A 20,778-nucleotide genomic window follows, 5' to 3' on the forward strand; every position below is an offset into this window, starting at 1 on the left:
TACCAAGATGACCTCTATGCGTCCACGACTGAAAGAATTAAACGACAATCCCTATGGTAGGCTTTGGATTCCGTCCATTTCTCCCCTATCTAACAAAAGGGTTATTATTGTCATCGGATAGCAGGCACCTTTGGTACGTTTGGATGTTGTTCAACGTTTTCCTCTTGTTCTGGGGACTTAGATTCCTTTTTGAAAAACTTCACATACCCGATTGGGCTATCCTGTTAGTAAGCGCCTCGTTATTTCTGTTAAGAACAAAATATAGCGTATATCCATATTTTGAAATAAACAATGCCCTCACATACCAGTTTTGGTTTACCATCGGCTATTTTGCCATACAATACAAATCGACATTTCGTACCTGTTTACCTATAATTGTAGTCATGGGATTGGTAGGTAATTATTGCGTAGGGGGGGGGTAAAACCGTTTACGCATTGACTGGCATATACGTCTTTTACCGTTCTGCTCCATGGCTTAAAGCCATAACTACAACAAGACTGTTTGATTTAATAAACAAAAACAGTTTTGGCATATACCTGTTTCATCCTATAATAATTTATTTGCTATTTTACATCTTTGGCGACCTCCCCGTCAATCCATATTTGCTAACGGCGCTTGTATTCCTAACAAGCACCGCTGCTTCAATCCTCTTGACTGAACTTGTAAGACGTAAAAATATGGGAGTAATTATAGGAGAAAAACCTATAGCCTGAGATTTACCTCGCCGCTGACGACCATCTGCTGTTACAGAATGCCAATGGCGGCAATTACTTTCAACAGAAGTAATTGCCGCCATTTGCATCAGACCACATCCCTTGGTTACAAGCGAAGGCTCGAATAGCGTGAGCCGGAATAACAAGAAATGAGATATGGTTAGGCTTTTCGCCCTACAATTCTTCCCATGCCATCGCGGATGAGGATGGGGAAGCAGAACAGCGTTTCGCGAGGGAAAAGCTGGAACTTGTGGACCATGCGGCGCACCTGAACCAGGAACGAGAACGCCTTGCCTGCGAGAAAGCCGTCGGGGCGATGGTCCATAGCCGTATCGTGATGGCCGAAGTTGCCCTCATCGAAGATGCACCGCAACACCATGGCGGCGTCCCGATGATGATGCGGGTCGTAAAGCGGCATGACCTCGGCGGGGCACCCCAAATAGTCGACGGCCAAAGTGGCAAACACCTGCCACAGACGCTTGATACCTAAATGTTCGATGTCGCGTTCCAGCTCGGCAACGTCCAGTGGACTGTCGCCCCCGGTGCGATGCACATAGAGGAACCGCATCCAGTCGGCCACTTGGCGCAAGCCAATGCCGCCCCCCACATAATGGCGTGCCAGATGCACAAATACAAAAATGGCGTTGAACGATGCGGGCGGCAACACCACGTCGTCCCACATCACGGGTGGCTTCGCCAACTGCTGTTGGCACCACGCAGGGAAATTGCGGCGCAAGCGACCGTTGAGGTCGGTAACGATCAGGCTATGCAACTCAATGGCGATATCGTCCACATGGAATGTGCGCTCATGCCCTTCCTCCAGTCCGTCGCCCGGCAAGTGCTTGGCAAACAGCTCCACGGCACGGTCGAACGCCTCAGCCGTAGGAATAAACACATCGATATCGCCCGACATGCGGTGCAACGGCTGCGGATAACATCGCGCCAGCCCCTGGCCCTTGAGCAGCCAAGCCGGTATGCCTTGGCGCTCCAACATAGGGAAGAGCCCATGCAGGCAACGGTTCATGTTGCGGTTGCGGTCCTCGGCCTCGGCCGTCATATTGACCATGGAGAAATAGATGGGCTTCGACGGTCGGCGATCGGCGGGCATCTGCGACAACGCGTCGGCAAGAAGTCCTTGGCACGTTTGCTCCACCGCCACGTCGACCACCCTCAGCCACGTAGCCTCATCGGCCATCGGTGCCTCCGCCTCGGGCGTCGTTGGCACATCGGCCCACAGCGCACGTCGGAAAAGATGCAAAAAGAGTTGTTCAGCCTTGGTAAATCGTTTCATAACGAGTAATCATTTGTTCCACCCCAAACTGCGACACCACCTTGCGATAGGCCCTATCAGCCTTCGCCTCATCGCCCACCGCCTCACGAAGGGCGGCGGCAAGCGCCGGTGCGTCGCCGGCGGGGAAATAGGTCACCTCATCGGCCCCATACTTCTCGCGCATGCCGGGAATGTCCGACGACACGATGGGTGTGTGGGTCAGCGCGGCCTCAGCCATCGACAAGCAGAACCCCTCGCTCCATGATGTCTGCGCAAACACATCGACCAGCGAGAGGTAGCGCGAAGCCCTTGGGCGCCGCCCCAGGAAGAGCACACGACCGGGGCAAAGACGCTGCGCCAACTGTTGCAACGCTCCATCCTCAGCCCCGTTGCCGATGAGCAGCAACCGATAGTGGGCTGGCAACAACGCCAGGGCGCGGATGAGCACATCGAGTCCCTTGATCTTGTCGAAGAAGCAGATGTTGGCCACCAATACGCCATCACCCTTGTGTTCACGGATGCGACGGCAGTCGTCGGCATCGGGCGGCACGTCGACCGCCGGTTCCTCCACACTATTATAACAATAGGTGAGGCGTGATGGGCGAATCCAATGCGCATAATGGTCTACGGCATCGCTACTGAGCGTCACCACCCTGTCATGGCGACTGAGCGTACGCACAAAGAGGTGGCCGAAGATCCAGCCCAACACCCGTCCGTAGATAAAGCGAAACTCCTCGAAGACATACGAGTGGATGGTGGCCACGGCCCTTACGCCCCTCGGCACGCCATGGATCCAAACATAAAGGTTGGGGCGAAGACCATGCGTATGCACCACGTCGTAGCCCGTGAGATCGGTGGCCCTCAGCAGACTGATGCGCGTCACGCGACAGGGAAACGCTATGGCGTCGGTGGTGACGGGATCGAAATAAAACACGTGGCACTCATGGCCACGGGCCATCATGCCCTCCACCAATTGTTGCACCACACGGTTGGGCGCCATGCGGTAAAGCGAAGGAATGATGTAGGCTATTCTCATAGGTCGGTTCGTCCCATCATCACATAGGCCCATTTGGATAGCCACGGATGCGGATAATATTTCAGGTCGGTCACCCACAGGTCGTTGTAGGTGTTCAATGTGTGCAATCCCTCGAACCCTGGAGGCGGTGTCAGTCGGCGCACCTCGGCCATCGTCCATCGGCCCGCCTCGCCCGTGACCTCTTGGATGCTGAGCGCCTCGCCATACCACTCGTTGCACACCTGCGCCGGTCGGTAGCGCTTGCCCTGATGCTCGAAGACGGCACCCGCGTTGCGCGCCACACGCTCCTTGAACACAAAGGGTTGCGAGGCCACATAGTTCTCGCCTTGCTTGCGATAAAGGTGGAGCGTGTCGCCGTTGAGCCCCTCACCCTGCGTGGCCAGCACATAGCCATCCAGGAGGATGGAGTCTGACAGGTCGACCGCCACCAAGTCGCGCTCGCGCCGGCAGCTGCCATCGGCGCGGTTGTAGCAATAAAGCGACAAGCGGTTGGCCCGCGAGCTCTCGGGCATGAACCACACCCAGTCGCCCTCGCGACGCACGATATAGGGGAAGCTCAACTGCAAGGGTTCCTCCAACACGGGGCGACGTTGGCATATCTTCCACGTCGCACGGTCGATGGTGAGTTCGGAGATGGAGCCTTTCAATGTCTGCAACGAGAAGTCCTCCACCAACAACGTTATCGTCTTGTCGTCGGCGTCGACAATGAAAGGGTCGGCAAACCAACGGTCGCGGTAGGGATTGCCCACCACCATGAGGCGGCCGTCAACCCAAAAGGCTACGGCCCATCGTGCCTGTAGCAGTCGGCACAACGCGTTCTTGATTGTTTTCAACAATGAAGGCATATCTTGTTATAATGGCTATCCGCGATTCCTCCCACAGAAGGTTTATGTGGATTTTGCATGAGGCCCACCGCCTCATTACTTCCCTTCGGTCAGTGGGTCTGCGACAAATCTCGTGAGATTTTAAAACACCGACGGTGTTTCCATTCTGTCGTCATTCGATACGGTCGGTGGGGCTTCGCCGAGTCTCGTGTTCTTTTGATAAATCACCCCGAATGGTTTCTGTGTTGCTCTGTGCGATCTGTGGGCGAATTCTCTCACGTGCTTTTTCAAGCGCATTGGGCGCTTAGTTGTCTCCCACAGATCTCTCAGATTTGCACAGATGTTTTTCCTTGCATCCAACTTTCCGCATGCGAAAGATCCGTGCTCATCCGTCGCGCCGGGGCGCATCAAAGACCAAGCAGTAGGCAGCGGAGCAAGAGTCGTAATCCGTGAAAAGACCCATCCGTGCGCATCAGTGATATCAGTGTTTTTTGATAAAGCAACCCGAATGGCATCTGTGTTGCTCTGTGCGATCTGTGGGCGAAATCTCTCATTTGCTTTTTCAAGCGCATAGGGCGCTTAGTTGTCTCCCACAGATCTCTCAGATTTGCACAGATGTTTTTCCTTGCATCCAACTTTCCGCATGCGAAAGATCCGTGCTCATCCGTCGCGCCAGCGGCGCATCAAAACCAAGCAGTAGGCAGCGGAGCAAGAGTAAAGGATTCGTGAAAAGACCGATCCGTGCGCATCAGTAATATCAGTGTTTTTTGATAAAATCACCCCGCATGGCATCTGTGTTGCTCTGTGCGATCTGTGGGAGAACAATAATTCCCGCCTGTTCTTTTGATAAAATCAGCCTGCATGGCTTCAGTGTTCTCTGCGGGCGAACAGAGAGACGAGGATCGATGGTGCACGAAGCACGCAGTAGACCCATTCGGCCATATATTTCAGCGTAGTGCGGCAGTTCTCGTGCCAACGCCCACGCAACTCACGCAACATCACGTAGTTGGAGAACGCATAGTCAACGCATTTCTGTCGGTCAAAGCGTTGTGCGGAGAGGCGCGACGCCCCTGCCGTGTGGTAGATGCGCAACGGCTGGTAGAGATACCGCGTGTTCCACCTGCGGGCCAATCGGTTCCAATAGACGCTCTCGCGCACGTTCACCACCCTGTCGGCCAACCACGTGCCACGGTCGTCGAACAAGGCGGCGTCGGCCACCGTTGCTGTCCTTCGCGATATGATGTACTCGGCGGCGCAACCTCGCGTCCACTCCATCGTGATATAGTCGGAATCTTCGCAACCCGACTGGGCGGCCATGCGGCCCACCACTCGCCCCTCGTCGTCGACCGACAGGGCGTTGATCATACCGATGTCGGCACGCCCTTGGCGCTCCACCGCTTGCCACGCCTCCTTGAACACCGCCACGCAATGCGGCACCAACTCGTCGTCGTCGTCGATGTCGATCATCAGGGGCGTTCGCACATGGCGGAATCCCTCACGCATGGCACGCGTCTTGCCCCCATGCGTCAGCTCCACATAACAGATGTCGAAGTCGGCTTGCTCGCGCCATTGGTCCACAGCCTGTCGGGTAGCGTCGTTCGTCTCATCCGACACGATGAGCCACACAAAATCCTTGCACGTCTGCCTACATAGCGACGCAAAGAGCCTTCCCAGTTCAGCCGTTCGCCGATAGGTAATGGTGAAAACGGTAAAGGCGGGAAGGGCGCGGTTGTCGGCCATCAATGACTGCTACGGAGCAAGTTTTGGTACACCCACGTTCTCAGTCGGGTGGGAAACGCCACTTGCGCAAACCGCAAGCCATAGTTGATGAGCAAGTAGGGCAAGGATATCAGGTGCTCGTCGTACATATAGCGAAACACCTTCATGTGCTCACGGAAATAGGTCAGTCCGCCACGTCGTGCAAACTGGTCGGCTCCCGACCGCACATTCACCACCACATCCTCGATGTTGCGTATCTTCACGTGGTTCTTCATCAGTCGCGCCCAGAGGTAGAAATCCTCCTGCCGGAACCGACCACTGTAGTTGCCCGCCGCCATGAGGTCGGACTTTCGCAAGATCACCGTCACATGGTTCACGCCACATCGCGTACGCATCATCTTGTAGATGCCGGCGTTTTCGAGCGGCAACATACGGCGGTCCACGATGTTTGTCGGGTCGCCCACAAACTCAGTGATCATGCCGCCCACCATTCCCACCTCGGGATCATCGGCAAACACACGCATCTGCTTCTCGAAGCGGTCGGGCATGCAAATGTCGTCCGAGTCCATGCGTGCGATATAGTCGTACTGGCAGTTCTCGCAAGCAATGCGCAGCGCCTCACCCAACCCACGGTTCACCTCCTGTGGCAGGAACCGCAACGAGGGGTATGTGCTTTCCAGCTCGCGCACCACCGCCAGCAACACCTCGGGCAACGGACCGTCGCCCACCATCACCACCTCCGCCGGCGGCAACGTCTGTTCATACGTGCTACGAATGGCGGTCCTTAAATATCCTGGGTCGTCATTCTTATAGATCGACATGGCCACGCTAAACCGCAGGCCCTTATCCATATTATTATCTTTCCCTAACATCCAAATTATTGTTTACACTACGTCTGACTCTCAACGATCGTTTATCACAAGAAATCTCCTAATACTGAACGCATAACCGCTATAGGGGAACAATAGTTAGTATAAATGTTGCGGGAAGATTCCTCTAATGAGCGCCTGAGTTCATTGTCCGTTGACAAACGATGAATAGCCTCAACCAATTCTTCTTGGTTATGAACTACCAAGAGATTTTTGCCATCCTCAAACGGAAATGGCAAACGATTAGAAATTGGAGTTGATATAATGGCCTTTCCCATTGCAAGATATTCGCCTAATTTCCAACCATGACATTGATGCACGGCAGGCGTGTTGAACACAAACATCGAACGCATGGTGTTTTGAAAGTACTCATGAAATTTATATCGCTTATTACTGGCAACGTCCTCGTATTCTTGAGGAATATGTCCATGGGGTTTAATCAGTCCACCCTCAAAACGAATTTCTGGTAACGATTTACATGTGCGAATAAACGTAGCCCTATATGGATTAGTAAACTGCATACAATTATCGACAGACCACAAAGTGGAAGCATGAAACACGTAACCTGACACTGATTCTGATTTTTGCTCATACTTTTGGATTGTAGGACGCAAGAGCATAGCATACGTATTATAGAACTGCGCATAAAGGCCATTAATGGGCCTAAATTTCATATGCCACAAATCTTTTACGCCACCTATCAATGTTCCGGCAACGCTATTGGTCCTTATTCCAAATCCGGGCGGAATAGAAATGAGTTTAGGCCAAGAAGACATATCTGTCGTTGTGGCTATATTAATCTTAGCATAAACATCGCACCAACGATACGCTTCCGCTGAAATGGAAGTAGAGTCATGGAAATCTATAATGATTTTTCTTTTCAAATTCCCCCTTACCACTATAAAGCACATATAGTGATCATACGAAAAGTCCTTAGCCCGATCCAAATCTCCAAAGGGTAACATGGAATAACGCAAGGATTTAGAACCAAACATTTTCCTTAGACCCTCAACATAAAAGGACGCAAAGAGAGCCTTATTACGCGGATCTAATAATACTACAGAATTCATTCTTTTACATTCTAACACTTAAAACTATGGCTTTCTTTATTCATGATATTACCATACGCGGATTTGTTTTCATTGTACACCCTATCGTAACGTTGGTAGAACACCTCAGGCGAGTAATCCTCATCGAAACGCTGGCGTAGGCGAGCACTGATAGCATCGTCAGCCATAGCGTTTCGTATAGCCTCAGCCAAACGAAGAACGGTCGCATCCTGATCTGGATAGATCTTGAATGCTGCTACTTCCACCTTACCCGTCGAAGTCCCTGGGTTACGATAGCCAAAACATTCCTTTACGATGGGCAACTCGCTGACCACAACCTTTTTCTGATAAACGGCAGCCTCCAACAAACTCAGGGGGAACCCCTCCGAATGACTGGGTAGCGCCAGAATGTCGTAATAAGGAAGGAAGCGGTAAGCGTCCTTTCGATGGCCCGCAAACAGCACCTCGTCGTTCAGTTCCAACGATTGGCATAACGTCTCAAAATCGCCTCGATCTTGCCCATCGCCCACCAACACCAGGCGGAAACGACGACCCTCCTGATTCAACAGGCGCAAGGCACGAAGCATCAAATCAACACCTTTTCTATATATAAGCACGCCATTCATGCCAATAACAGTATGTCCTTGTGCATGCCACGACTTCAATTGATCGACAAGCGCAGCATCGTCAGGGTTAAAGACCTCATTCTGCTTGCTTGGCAAGAGACGGGTGTTGTAAACATAGCGTAACTTACGGCGACTGATCCACCGCGAATAATAGCGCATCATGTCTTGCGACAAGCACACCACTCTATCCTGCCACAACGTACTTGCAAGATACGCCAAGGCCATCAGGCCACCCTTGGACCATCCATAAAGGCTCGGCAAGTCTTGGAAGCAGTAGCAGTGGAGCGTCGTAACAAACAGAGGTCGGCCCTGATTTCCGTTACGTTTTGCCAATGCACGGCGATGCTTCATCACATACAACATAGGGCCTACGCCATGGGCGTGTATCACATCAAAATGCTCGGGGAGGGAGGCTGAACCGTCCAAAGGCACAACTGGGCAAGGATAACTTGCTGGGCTATCACATGCTTTTAGGTAGTAGATGACGCACTCGTGCCCATGGGCATTGAACACAGAAACCAAATCGGCAACCACCTGATTGACTCCCGACACGCCTAAATGATTGATAATATGTGCAACACGCATAGACTGACTGTTATCGAAATCTATTTCTTCCTTGCAGCAACCACCTCCGATAGGAGTTGTTCCCACAGCTTGACGATGTGTAATGGCATGAAGAATCGGGAACGCTCTATGGCGTTTTTCTGGAGTCGGTGGCGCAACGTGGCATCGGTCATCACGCTTTGCAGCGCCTCGGCCAAAGCCTCAGCATCTTCGGGTGGACACAACAAGCCACACTCGGAATCACCAAAGATTTCCTTCTGGCGCCCCTTGTAATCGGTGGCCACGCAAGCACACCCTTGGCTCATCGCCTCAACCAAAACCAAGCCGAAGCCTTCATAGCGTGAACTCAGAGCAAACACAGATGCCTCTTGGTACAAGCGCACCATATCCTTGCGGAAGCCTAAGAACGACACGCTATCGCCAAGTTCCAATTTCCGAACCAACGATTGCAAATGGCTTAGGCCATCCGCCTCGTCTTTGCCAGCAATGCAAAGCCGCCAACCTTCCGCCTGTATGTTATCCTTGCACCGTGCATGCACTTTCACCCATGCCTCCAACAACACGTCAAACCCTTTGCAATGCCAGGAGTCGAGGCGGCCTGCCGCCAACACGATCGGCTTCTTCGCAAAAGATTTTCCTTCCGAATCATTGAACAGATTGGAACCTTCCATCGTAGCAGGTTGCAAAGACAAGGGATTGGGCATGACCACCACCCGGCTCAATCGGTTGCCAATCACCTGTTTGTCTGCTTCCGTAAGAACCGTAACCACATCAAACAGACGATTGAGCCAATACTTGGAAAAGGCGTTGCCACGACTCATCGGGGCACTCTCGGGACGTTCAAACGCATCGTGCTCAGTAGCAACCACAGGAATGCCGAGTCCCACACCAGCCACTTTGCAGATAAAGGAGCAAGTAGACAAGATGCCAATGGCCACATCGGGCTTTTCCTGAACGAAAAGTTGACGCAACTCCTGGATAGCTCCCGTCCACTTTTTCACGCCATGAGGAATTGAGGGGAATATATTGCGCACCTTTACGCTATCAGAGATCGCATACGACACTTCCAATTGCATATTGGTAGCCAGCACCACATCGTGATGGACTGAAAGCGCGTTGGCAAGCATCACCCCCACATGCTCGGCTCCACCAAAGCAAACACGAGATTGGACAATTACTAATTTCATACGTTTAATGAGTACAGACAATTAATTATACCTCTCCAATCATCATCATTACTGAATGATACTTACTCCAGAAGAAATAAACCAATATTACTCCCACAACTACATAAAACACGAATCTCTTTTCCTTTCCGAACCCCATGGCAATACTTGGCAACATAAACATCTCACACGTAGCAAAAACAGTAGATGTACGACCAGAAAGGGCTGTATAATTGCAGAAGAAAATCAATATCAACGTAGAATAGAAATAGCCCCAACGCATCAAATGGTAGAACTTGTCTTTAGAAGCAAGAATGGGTTCCATAAACGTATAAACCATCAAGATTAGTATTTGGAAATAAATCATGGGATTACGTAATCCTAATGCCTCTTCCACATATTCGTCTTGAACGTATGTATCATAGTTAAGGTCTTGACTATAGCTATCCACTATGCCTGAAATGGATCCTGCTAATAATTGAGACAACAACATTGCTATCACAAGACTGAAAATGATTGAAATAGGCCCAATGCGCACTTTATACAGGAAATACAGCGGTATTCCAATCAATGACAAGTGGTGGAACTGATAAGCAAGCAAGACGACCAGCATGTATGCCACCAACTTGCGATCGTGGATAAGCTTGATAGCTAAAATAAGCAGCAGAATGGCTAACGAAGAGCGCATCTGCTGAAAATCTCTGTTTAACAGAAAACGCCCAATATAATCGCATAAACCCACCAAAGGTATCGCACAATAAGCCGTCAATCCCTTATATAGCAAATACATGGAAAGACCACCCATGCAAAAAAGATAAAAACGGCTATTGTTTAAAACCAACTTAACTAACGAAGCCAAAAATAGATATCCTTTTTCCACATATCCATAAGATTCGACATTCTTTAAAATAAAATCCCATGGACGAGGGGCTTCGCTAAATGCTATTTGATAAACCTTCTCATCTGGCCACCCATCTCTAGAACCAATGAGACAGGTAAGTATTATCAATGTTGCGATTAGTATTGCTTTCTGAGTTGTTTCTTTCTTCGTAATAACATACAAAGCAAAAACGTAGAAAACCAAAAAGGCTATTACGGGTATCATTTTTTTGTAAGATTGTAAATATGGTGTTTTACTGCCATTAGCATACCTATGACTTTCCGGGTTACGGAGTAAAAACCTCTACACGATAAATTCAACAGAATCCTCTCTGTTTTCGGCATTATTACCCTTTTAAGCAATGGATAATAACTATAGAACTCCTTTTTGAAAGCTTTGCTTGAGAAATAATTGGCGCCCCACCAAAAAGCATGTTCCATCATGAAATAAGCCTTATGCGCCTCTACAAAATCTCTCATTGGCGTGTGGGCAACCAACGATGTAAATAATGTCAATGCACATTTATCCTGTTCCAACATCTTGCCGGAATAACTTTTTGACAAAGATCCTTCATTGCCTCTGACATAATGGTAAAACGCTTTTGGTAGGTAGATCACCCTTATAGGGTTTAACAAGAGAGAAATTACCACATACTGATCTTCACAGTAAGATATCTGTTCTGGGAACCTCACATTGAATTGGCTATAACACGACAATCTTATTAGCTTATTGCAAGTTGAACCATGTAAATGCCCAAACAAGTCTTTGATGACCGCCATGTTGTCTTCTACATTCTGAGGTTGTTGCTCTACATACTCTTGTCCCTTGTATGAATTGATGTAGAAATCACAGATCACCATATCTGCTTTTCCAGCCTGGGCATATAGGGAAGCCAACATGTCTGGATCTATCCAATCATCAGGGTCTACATGAATAGTATATTCGCCAGAAGCATGGTCTATGCCAAACTGACGGGCTGACGACACACCACCGTTCGACTTATGAAAAGCTTTAAACCTTGAATCACGTGAAGCGTACTCGTCTATTTTTTTTCCACTATGATCAAGCGAACCATCGTCAACCATAATCACCTCGAAATCTTCAAATGTCTGTTGGGAAATTGAGTCAAGACATTTTAAGATTGTGTTCTCTGCGTTGTATACAGCAACAATTATTGATATTTGGGGGGATGCCATAAATTAGACTTCGTTTACAATCATTCCATTCTTTCTTCTATACCAATGATAGCAGCCTTTTAATTTGTTTATAACGCTCTCCACCAAATAGAAATACCATTTGTGACCAAGAGTTTTTTCTTCTGCTAGGAATGGGTAAAGCGACATGTAATAGTCATAATCTGATAGCAAGGGATGAGCACAATCTTTATGCCACGGTTTCTCGCCAGCAGTGAAATGAACAATTATCGGATCTTTTCGATCCCTAATTACTGATGGCCATTTGTCAGCCCTAAGCCACACTAACTTGTCATTATACATTCCTTGTTGGAAATTGTATTTATAATCAAGAAATACCACTCGGTTCTCCAGCACAACATTCAAAGCATCCTGGTCGGGGCACATCAATACCGTTTTACGAATTTTTATCCACTCTATAAGTTGTTGCGCGACGGAGTATTGGCGCCAATAATCCAAATTCATCAGCAGAACGCCCGAATTGAAATATCTAGAAAACATCATGATAGGATTATGTAGACGCAAATCATCACCGTTTTGATCTTCTACCACTCCACAGGCCACACCATCAAGATTGACATCAAATAGTTCCTCAAGACTGTGGCGCACAATTATGTCGCAATCGAGATATAGGACTTTGTCACCATCAACAATGTCTGGCAGTAAGAATCGAAAATACATGGAACGCCCGAGATGATTAGTTACGGGCAGTTTTTCATAACCACTAATGTCGGCTTTTATAACGCGAATGGGCTTCGCATAGACATTGCTTAACTGCTTAAAGCGAGAAGTATTTTCTTCACTCAATCCATCAGTAATAATATAGACACAACAATCACTCTTCTTGTTGTTTTCCAATATCGATGTGACACATATAGCGCAATGGCTAGCATAATTGTTATCGGTGCAAAGAGCTACATTTATCATAGAAGGTCGTTTAATGCTGAGGTTAGAAATTGCATTGATTCGGCACGAAGCGAGTTTAGTTTCGTTTGAGCCAAAAGAATATCGGATTGGGGGATAACGAAGTCATTGTTCTCTACAGATATCAATCGGTCACTGAGTCCAAACGTCTGGAGCAAAGATTCAAAGCGACTCATGCCACGATTTTTGTTACCAATAGCCACAAAGGGCTTTCCAAACAAAATACTAAATACGCAGGCATGAAAACTATCGGTTACGACAAAACGTGCGTCTTGAAATCCGCGCAACCATTGCTCCACAGGAGGCTGAACACGCTGAGATACAGGAAGGTTTATGTTGTCGGCCTGAGAATTTACTCGGAAGGACGACAAGTGAAGCCTTTTTTCATATTCGTTTATAAGATTGTTTTTACTATCGCTGTCGTCTAAGACGTAAACCATCATATTTCCTTTGCTTACAGGCGTATGGGGCAACTCAAAGATTTTGGCATAATCTGCACGATCAAGTAGCATAGTAGGGTCAAGAACATGTTTGGCCGTAAAACCAAAATATTGCTTAAGCAGCGTCACTCCCGAGGCTTCCCTTACGCTTATAGCATCGAATTTCGCCAACAGCGATTTACATCGAATGGCTTTATCCTTTGGATATTCCCACCTGTCGGTACCAAAAGAAGCTGCATAAGAGATACGCTTAAGATGCGACCATTTTTCTGCAAACTCGAGATAAGCATCGTAAAGTTTGCGGCTTGTGTCGTGGAAGGCACACCGCCAAATTTGGTCGCTTCCCACAATAATAGCATCATAATCGTTTTCGTCAAGCAGATGAGTATCTGTTACAATAATTGTATTGAGATATTGCTCTATAAACTTCCGAGTATGCTTTGAAATCTCGGGATAGGCCTTGGCTTCATAGTTTTCTTGAAACACCCGAACACTCTTGTCGCGCAGAACATATTTTCGCACAAAACGCTTGACCTTTTCCCGAGGACGCTTATAGAATGGCTCGTAGCTATGAAGAGGTCTGTCAATGAAAACCACCTCGTGCCCCATATTTTGCAACACCGTTTGTAAAGCAAAAGCTTGCAAAAGACCTCCATAATTATAATTTAACGGAAGGGTATATATTCCAATTCTCATAACAAAGTTAGTTTATGGTATTTACCACCTTGTTTTTTATCCGCGATAACAAATTAATGATTTTGTTTTTCGACTCTTTCAGTCGTTCCGTTGTATTGGATTCCAACATCTCGTTAATCAAAACATCCACGTCAACCCCAGCGTCTACATTTTGGAAAAAGGATGCTCGATTTCGGTGAGGAACGGCCATTTCGTGCAAGCCTTCATTGTAAGGCATAGCATCTGCAAGGTTAATTTCAGTCATCGACAACAAATCTGCATTTTGCCGAAGCCATTTCATTCCTCGATCAGTATTTACAATTACAAGGCTTTCACCCAAAAGATTACCTCTATTACCCAATATCATTTCAACGCCCCACAGGTCGCCCACCGTTAGATCTGCACCACTGACACCATTCTTGAATTGGCATTTTTCGCATGAAGGTCTTGAATACAAGCATTTTACAAACCCAAGAAAAAATGCATCTTCGCCTCGAGGCGTATCATAAACATTGTTATTGCAACTGACATAACGCAACTTATAGCTCCTCCAATCGTTCTCCTTATATCGAAATATCACATTGCTTATATCAAAGCCTGCGAAATATTTTTCCTTGATTACCTGTAAATGCTTATGCCATACTTTTTCGCTAGGAACACCATGGCATACCACTTCCATCGTAAACAGATTATCATAAGGCTTTCTTAAAAATGTTTTCAAACCAGCAATTTGGCATGGAGTGCCAGTGAAGAGCACAATAACACCTTGCTTCAGCTTCTGCGCAACATCTTGATAACAATCATTTATACGAGCTTGGACATATTTGGACCCTCGGAATTTCGCAACATTTTCATTAGTATATGCGCAAGAGTATACGACATTCATCTTATCATCGTAATGAGCTCCATACACTACGCCCCGCTTAGAGATAACATATTGAGCCAACACTGTAAATATTCCGCCAGAAGAACTACTCCTCACTATTGTATCGTCAACAAAATGCGCAGCAAACGTTCCTTGAGGCACAGCACCTTGGCGAGACGCTAATGCAGGACATACTTTGTTACACAAGTTGCAGTTTACACATTTTGTGGGGTCAACCGAAGGATAAACAAATCCTTCGGCATCAAACACCATGCTTATACAACCCTGCGGACAAACAGAAGCACAGGCTGAACAGCCACAACATTCGTGTTTATGGCACAATTTTATCATGCAACATATTAAATTTTATCTTTATAGAGGATAAGATCATAGAGTCTATAAAGTCCAAAGAACAATGGGAATGGCAAGACGTCAAAGACTTTATGCCTGCGATATTTGTCATACATTCCTTTTGCAGGCACCAAGACATGTCTATAATCTTCTAATATCTGTCTGCTTTCTGCATAATGCATGCGCGATATCGATTCTATCTGAAAATATATCATTCTAGACAACAGATGTCTAATATACTTGGCTCTTGGCTTATCCTGGTAAGACTTGCATCTACATAGAAAGTCTATTGTACATGCAACCACTTTATTAACATCAGCCGCATGTTTCTTTTTGTTTTCGTAGGTAATAGTCTGACCAACACGTCCCACACGATAATTATATATGGGATAATCAAAAGCAATAAAATTGTCACATAATGCTATCGGAACGAAACGCAGTGCAATATCATCATAGAAAACCTTTTCTGCAAAAAAAGGAGCATACTTCTGGAGTAATGATGTCTTATAAGTTGCAGAATGGAATACTGTAAGATTTTGACGGTTACCTGAGTTGATAAAGTCGTATTCATCCATTGACATAAGCTCACCATATGGCATGTTTTTGATTGGAATCAGTTTATACTCTTTGGATTCAACCAAGAAATAATTAAAAGGATTCAAAACCAAATCCACATCACTATTCTCAAGGAATTTCATCAATCTTTCCAAGGCAGCAGTGTCAAACCAATCATCGCTGTCGATAAATTTCAAATATTTGCCAGTCGCATGCCTTAGCCCCTCATTGAAAGCAGATCCATGTCCACCATTTTCCTTGTCTATTACTGTGAAGATAGAAGGATATTTTTCAACATACTCTTTAGCCATATCCGCAGAATGGTCAGGGGTTCCATCGTTTACAGCAACCACCTCAATTCTTTCTCTAAGGGAAACGTCTGGGATGAGAACAGACTCCAAGCATTGACCTATATATTCCTCAACCTTATATATAGGAATGATTATTGACAATAGTTTTTCCATATGATTATTAATAATATTAATACAACTATAATTTACTAACTACATTCTTGCTTCCGAACAAGCTGAGCCATATCTCAATTTGGTTGTTGGCCATATTTTCCTTCCAAAGACAAATCCAAGTTTTAGTTTATTTATCAAAATTGTCACAAGCACGCAAAAATAACAGTGTGCCAATGCTATCACAGGACTCATCAGCCATTCGTTGTTTAAGGTAAACTGTGACAAGGTGTTATTGGATAAATAATCAAACAGTCTAAAAGAGAAATACTGCAAAACATAAATCTGCAGAGTATTCACACCAATCAACTGCACAGAACGCTTAACAAGACTCTTCACCTTGCTATTTCTGTCTTTCATCCAGTGTTGCAACTCGTGGAACAAAAGGAAGAAAAGGGGAACAATAAAAAGTGACATTAGATCATTACAATAAATATCTAAAGTTCCCCGTAATTCCAAAATGCATTTCGCTCCACAAATAATCAATATCACGGAAACGCCGATAAGGGATATCTGCAATTTGTTTTTCAATATATACGAGAACAGGCCTCTTCTTAGGATAATTCCCAAACAGAAGAATGGCCATAACTGGAACATGTGGTCCGTAGACAACGTAGTGCCAAGAGTGGTTCGATGCAAACAAAAATGCAGACCCATCAATACTATTTCGACTACGACCATCCCGCCATATAGGTTTTGCTTGCTAGCCCTTATCAGTGCTAAAAAGAAACAAAAAGCAAACAAGACATATAGGAACCAACCGAATTTGGCTTCTGGCCTAATCAATTCTAAAAACGTAACATGATTAATGGCCATAAAAACAAATCCAAATACAAAGAATGGTATCAGTAATTTTGCTCTTTTAGCCAACTTGAACTTCTCCACATTGGTAACATAGCCACTTAACGCCATAAACAATGGCATGTGGAACACCAATAGAATTGGGAGATAAATGGTTGCAACGCCATGGTTTGACCATAGGTAATCTATATGCCCCATTACCACCAACAACATAGCGAAGGCCTTTAGAGCATCAAGATAGAAAATACGAGTCGTAGGCATACTCACTGAATTCATAGTGGAAATTAATTATCGTTTTAAAACATTCTCCTTTACAATATTTGTTATATACCCAAGCTCCTCAAACTTGAACAATTTCGTCTCTACAAGATAGACTCCCAAACCTACAATGCTTGCCACCAATAGCATAACAAGATAATTAACAAACAACGTAGAGACCAAGAACATACTTCCTCCCATAACTATTGAAGCCAAAAGAAACGGCATAAAGTCCTTTAATTGCTTGAAAAAGCCGAAATTTATTATTTTTCCGGTGTAGTATGTGTTTATTCCTAACGTAAGGTATGTGACCACCACACTTCCGAAACACATAATCCTCAAACCAAAAGGTATGGTAACTACCAAAACAAGAACAAGAAGTGCTTTCTCAAAAACTGTAATTCGCAAATAGAGATTAGAAAACCCCTTAGCTTGAAGCAAATTCTGATTTAGAGAGATAATAGGCAGCCACATCATGGAGAAACACAATATCTGCAAATACTCCACACAGGGTATCCACTTGCTCGAAATCATCAATACAACTGCTGGCTTGGCCATAACCGCTAACCACACCATGACAGGGAAAACCACGTAAGCTGAAACTCGAAGCATGCGACGATATATGGATGCCAACGATGCCGTATCTTCTTGCACCTTACTAAGAATTGGTAAGGTGACATTGGTTATCACATCGGAAACCGTTGATGACGGCAAAGCTGCATAGCCCTGTCCACGCGTGTAATATCCCAAGTCAGCAGGCGAGAATTTTTTTCCTATTACAATAGGGTATATATTGTTGAATATGCAGTTTATTAAGTTTGAGACCATCATTTTAGAGCCATAGCCAAACAACTCCTTGAACGATTTCCATGAAAATGCAAGTCCAGGAAACCAATGCTGGTAGTAGTAGTACAAAGCAAACCGAATATACATAGCCACAATATTAGGAATGACCAATGCATAAACACCATAGCCCATAAAAGCCAACACCACAGAGATGATGCCTACCATAACGGTAGTAATGACATTTATTAGACCAAGTGCCTTAAAACGCAAATCAATAGTCATCTTTGCTCCCTGAACGGCTAGAAGGGAGCCGCTTGCGCTCTGCAGAGCAAAAAGGAATATGATGTATTTAAGCGTCGGCTGATTATAGAATGTAGCAAATAGCGGGGCACACACCACCATCAGTCCAGCCATCAGAAGATTCATCCCCACATTAAAGATGAATATCGTAGAAAAGTCTTCTTTCGTGGGATCCTTCTTACGTATAATAGCATTAGTTAGCCCAGAATCAACAAGTATTGCGCAGATACCATTCAATATAGCCACCATACCCACCAAGCCATAATCGGAAGGTGAGAGTAAACGAGCCATAATGATGCTTTGCAAAAAAACCAGAAATTGAATGGAAAACTTTTCCATGAATTTCCAAATTATTCCGGATACCGTCTTTTTCTTTAAATCAGATTGCTGCATTCTTGATTTGCTAAGTGATAAAGGTTTAGTTATGGCAAGGCATCAGCTCTTCTTTCCCTTTAGTTTACCATAAACTTTATCAGCCACTGGGTTCAGGCATCCCAATCCTAATTTACTTAAGGTGTAATGCACCTTAAAGCCCAGTTTGTTGCTATCCTCAATCAAGTAAACGGGTTTGCGACAAACCTTGAGGCCTTGATGGCGTACCCATGTGTTGAGCAAGAACTCTGAAATATACCCCATTTCACGAGGCGCAACACCTATCCCCCATTCGTTCCATCGCTTTTCCGCATCAAAGAGAATGGCAAAAAGCCATTCACAATACTGATCAAAGAGCGCCTTGCTGCAGATCATCATGTTGAAACATGACAACTTGGGGATGAAGAACTCCTGCGCGTAAGCGTCAGCATACTCGGGGTAGAGCGCCTTGACAGACGGCAAGATACAACGATAAAAGAACTGCTCGGGCAAATCGAGCGGGTTTGTTATAAATCCTCCCGTTCCATAGGTCTTTGGAGTTGGCATTGCCATAATGACATCGTAATCGTTTAACAGAGTAAGAATCTCCTGCTGACTAAGAATAATGTCATTGGGATTCTTGGCAATTGTGTCCTTTCTTACGAAGAATCTCCTATAATGGCACAATCCCGTGTAATCTACGTCGTGAATGTTTTTCCATATATGATACAACGCGGTCAACTCACAATAGGTATCATTCTTCAATGATATGTTGTCGGGACCATCATCATCTTTAACAGCACCGTCGATATGTACGTCGGGATGCCTTGCTGCCCCCACGTGAAGAAGCCGGTAAGCATCGTCGCCGAATTTCTCGCATGGCTTATGCGCCGCAATGAATATTTCAAGTTTTGCCATACTATATAGCTTTTAATATGATTTAATGAGGAAGTTTACCTTGGAAACAGCTAAAATCTATCCCCCAAAAGCAACAAGCCTCGTTTACCAAACACCTTATATATAATGTACACCACCTTCCACCTTTGACTCAGATAGCGGAATTGACATTCGCTGCTTCTCATCCATTGAGATATAACTTTTACCTTTTCCTCTTTACAGGCATTAGTCAAGTTATCTCTCATCATACACAATAATGTATTGATGTGTGAACGATGACATTTCTTCTCAATCTGCTTTTTATCCTCAAATTTCTGAAGTTCTTCTAATATATATTCCTTCTGTTCAGGACATGTGAATTTACATGCTGCCATCATTCCAAGGATACGATAACCTGAACCACAAAGATTATTAAGAGCTAAATTATCAATTAAAGGATCATGGAAACGCTCATGCAATAATTCTGCAATTTGCTTATAAGCCTCGAAATCTGGGAAAAACTTTGGATTATACCCTTTCTTAAGCGAGGACATGACGCTATTCTTACGAATGAAGTACTTATAAACCGACAAAGTATTATCAAGGCAAATCTTAATATCCTGCGAAACACAAAGGCATTGCACTACAAAATGCTGATCTTCGCAGAAATTCAAAGATTCATTAAAGATAATAGAATTGTGTTCTAATAACGTTCTTCTATAGACCTTAGCCCAAACATAGCCCAAATAACCATATGAGAAATCAAGAAGGTATCGTGCATATTTCTTTGCGCTGATCACTTCATTCACTTTGGCTGGATATTCCGTAACATCTGCACCAGAGATACCTATGTTAGAATGACCGCACATTACCATATCCACATTTTGAGTTCGCTCCATTATGCCTTTCAAGCAATGTTCGTCGTACAATTCATCATCAGAATCAACAAACATCACCCATTCGCCTTTAGCCAACCGTAAACCAACGTTACGAGCTGCCGACAAACCTTTGTTCTCTTGATGAACTACTTTAACTTGAGCATGACTCTCAGCTACCTGATCGCACAAGAATCCCGACTTATCTTTACTACCATCATCTACAAGAATGATTTCGTAATTTCTAAAAGTCTGGCACAATATGCTTCTCACACAAGAAAGCAAGAACGGTTCGACATTATATACAGGAACTATGATAGATAATAAAGGCAACATATCAAACGGATTAG

General features: G+C 45.5%; 19 protein-coding genes. 1 reads left to right on the top strand and 18 read right to left on the bottom strand.

Going from position 1 to position 20,778, the window contains the following annotated elements:
• Nucleotides 1-435 precede the first annotated feature (435 nt).
• Nucleotides 436-714 carry an acyltransferase family protein gene (locus KM934_RS13335; protein ID WP_353736591.1) on the top strand — a complete coding sequence of 93 codons (279 nt, stop codon included), beginning with the start codon at nucleotides 436-438 and terminating at the stop codon, nucleotides 712-714.
• Nucleotides 715-874: 160 nt separating this feature from the next.
• On the opposite strand, the gene KM934_RS09190 is transcribed toward KM934_RS13335, so the two are convergent.
• The 18 genes from KM934_RS09190 to KM934_RS09275 all read right to left on the bottom strand — a co-directional run bounded on the left by KM934_RS09190 (nucleotide 875) and on the right by KM934_RS09275 (nucleotide 20,764).
• Nucleotides 875-2,005 (bottom strand): nucleotidyltransferase family protein, encoded by a 1,131-nt coding sequence (locus KM934_RS09190; protein WP_215760325.1) that lies wholly within the window; start codon nucleotides 2,003-2,005, stop codon nucleotides 875-877.
• Nucleotides 1,983-3,020 (bottom strand): glycosyltransferase, encoded by a 1,038-nt coding sequence (locus tag KM934_RS09195; RefSeq protein WP_215760326.1) that lies wholly within the window; start codon nucleotides 3,018-3,020, stop codon nucleotides 1,983-1,985. The genes KM934_RS09190 and KM934_RS09195 overlap by 23 nt, the downstream gene beginning before the upstream one ends.
• A complete protein-coding gene (locus KM934_RS09200; RefSeq protein WP_215760327.1) occupies nucleotides 3,017-3,856 on the bottom strand; it encodes a glucosamine inositolphosphorylceramide transferase family protein in 840 nt (279 codons plus the stop codon). Before KM934_RS09200 ends, KM934_RS09195 begins: the two co-directional genes overlap by 4 nt.
• Before the next feature lie 855 nt (nucleotides 3,857-4,711).
• Nucleotides 4,712-5,584 carry a glycosyltransferase gene (locus KM934_RS09205; protein ID WP_215760328.1) on the bottom strand — a complete coding sequence of 291 codons (873 nt, stop codon included), beginning with the start codon at nucleotides 5,582-5,584 and terminating at the stop codon, nucleotides 4,712-4,714.
• Nucleotides 5,584-6,435, bottom strand: a complete 852-nt coding sequence (locus KM934_RS09210; RefSeq protein WP_252344960.1) for a glycosyltransferase — start codon at nucleotides 6,433-6,435, stop codon at nucleotides 5,584-5,586. The genes KM934_RS09205 and KM934_RS09210 overlap by 1 nt, the downstream gene beginning before the upstream one ends.
• A 44-nt stretch (nucleotides 6,436-6,479) precedes the next feature.
• Nucleotides 6,480-7,502 (bottom strand): glycosyltransferase, encoded by a 1,023-nt coding sequence (locus KM934_RS09215; RefSeq protein ID WP_215760329.1) that lies wholly within the window; start codon nucleotides 7,500-7,502, stop codon nucleotides 6,480-6,482.
• Nucleotides 7,503-7,513: 11 nt separating this feature from the next.
• Complete coding sequence (locus tag KM934_RS09220; protein ID WP_215760330.1) at nucleotides 7,514-8,692, bottom strand: glycosyltransferase family 4 protein; 1,179 nt, start codon at nucleotides 8,690-8,692, stop codon at nucleotides 7,514-7,516.
• A 20-nt stretch (nucleotides 8,693-8,712) separates the two neighbouring features.
• On the bottom strand, nucleotides 8,713-9,858 hold the full coding sequence (locus tag KM934_RS09225) for a glycosyltransferase (protein WP_215760331.1): 1,146 nt from the start codon (nucleotides 9,856-9,858) through the stop codon (nucleotides 8,713-8,715).
• 25 nt (nucleotides 9,859-9,883) lie between these two features.
• On the bottom strand, nucleotides 9,884-10,942 hold the full coding sequence (locus tag KM934_RS09230) for an EpsG family protein (RefSeq protein ID WP_215760332.1): 1,059 nt from the start codon (nucleotides 10,940-10,942) through the stop codon (nucleotides 9,884-9,886).
• Nucleotides 10,939-11,913 carry a glycosyltransferase family 2 protein gene (locus KM934_RS09235; protein WP_215760333.1) on the bottom strand — a complete coding sequence of 325 codons (975 nt, stop codon included), beginning with the start codon at nucleotides 11,911-11,913 and terminating at the stop codon, nucleotides 10,939-10,941. The genes KM934_RS09230 and KM934_RS09235 overlap by 4 nt, the downstream gene beginning before the upstream one ends.
• 3 nt (nucleotides 11,914-11,916) lie before the next feature.
• Nucleotides 11,917-12,837, bottom strand: coding sequence for a glycosyltransferase family 8 protein (locus KM934_RS09240; RefSeq protein WP_215760334.1), 921 nt, complete (start codon nucleotides 12,835-12,837; stop codon nucleotides 11,917-11,919).
• Nucleotides 12,834-13,970 (bottom strand): polysaccharide pyruvyl transferase family protein, encoded by a 1,137-nt coding sequence (locus KM934_RS09245; RefSeq protein ID WP_215760335.1) that lies wholly within the window; start codon nucleotides 13,968-13,970, stop codon nucleotides 12,834-12,836. The genes KM934_RS09240 and KM934_RS09245 overlap by 4 nt, the downstream gene beginning before the upstream one ends.
• 7 nt (nucleotides 13,971-13,977) lie before the next feature.
• Nucleotides 13,978-15,165, bottom strand: a complete 1,188-nt coding sequence (locus KM934_RS09250) for a Coenzyme F420 hydrogenase/dehydrogenase, beta subunit C-terminal domain (protein ID WP_215760336.1) — start codon at nucleotides 15,163-15,165, stop codon at nucleotides 13,978-13,980.
• A gap of 8 nt (nucleotides 15,166-15,173) precedes the next feature.
• The gene (locus tag KM934_RS09255; protein ID WP_215760337.1) at nucleotides 15,174-16,184 is read right to left on the bottom strand and encodes a glycosyltransferase family 2 protein; all 1,011 of its coding nucleotides are present in this window, start codon (nucleotides 16,182-16,184) and stop codon (nucleotides 15,174-15,176) included.
• Between the two features lie 39 nt (nucleotides 16,185-16,223).
• Nucleotides 16,224-17,258: an acyltransferase family protein gene (locus tag KM934_RS09260; protein WP_215760338.1), complete on the bottom strand. Its 1,035-nt coding sequence runs from the start codon at nucleotides 17,256-17,258 to the stop codon at nucleotides 16,224-16,226.
• Between the two features lie 12 nt (nucleotides 17,259-17,270).
• A complete protein-coding gene (locus tag KM934_RS09265) occupies nucleotides 17,271-18,719 on the bottom strand; it encodes a lipopolysaccharide biosynthesis protein (protein WP_215760339.1) in 1,449 nt (482 codons plus the stop codon).
• 42 nt (nucleotides 18,720-18,761) lie between these two features.
• Nucleotides 18,762-19,595: a DUF4422 domain-containing protein gene (locus KM934_RS09270; protein WP_215760340.1), complete on the bottom strand. Its 834-nt coding sequence runs from the start codon at nucleotides 19,593-19,595 to the stop codon at nucleotides 18,762-18,764.
• Between the two features lie 50 nt (nucleotides 19,596-19,645).
• Entirely contained in the window at nucleotides 19,646-20,764 is a 1,119-nt protein-coding gene (locus KM934_RS09275) for a glycosyltransferase family 2 protein (protein ID WP_215760341.1), read from the bottom strand.
• Nucleotides 20,765-20,778: the final 14 nt, after the last annotated feature.

The organism is Hallella faecis, assembly GCF_018789675.1.
GTDB classification, from domain to species: Bacteria; Bacteroidota; Bacteroidia; order Bacteroidales; family Bacteroidaceae; genus Prevotella; species Prevotella faecis.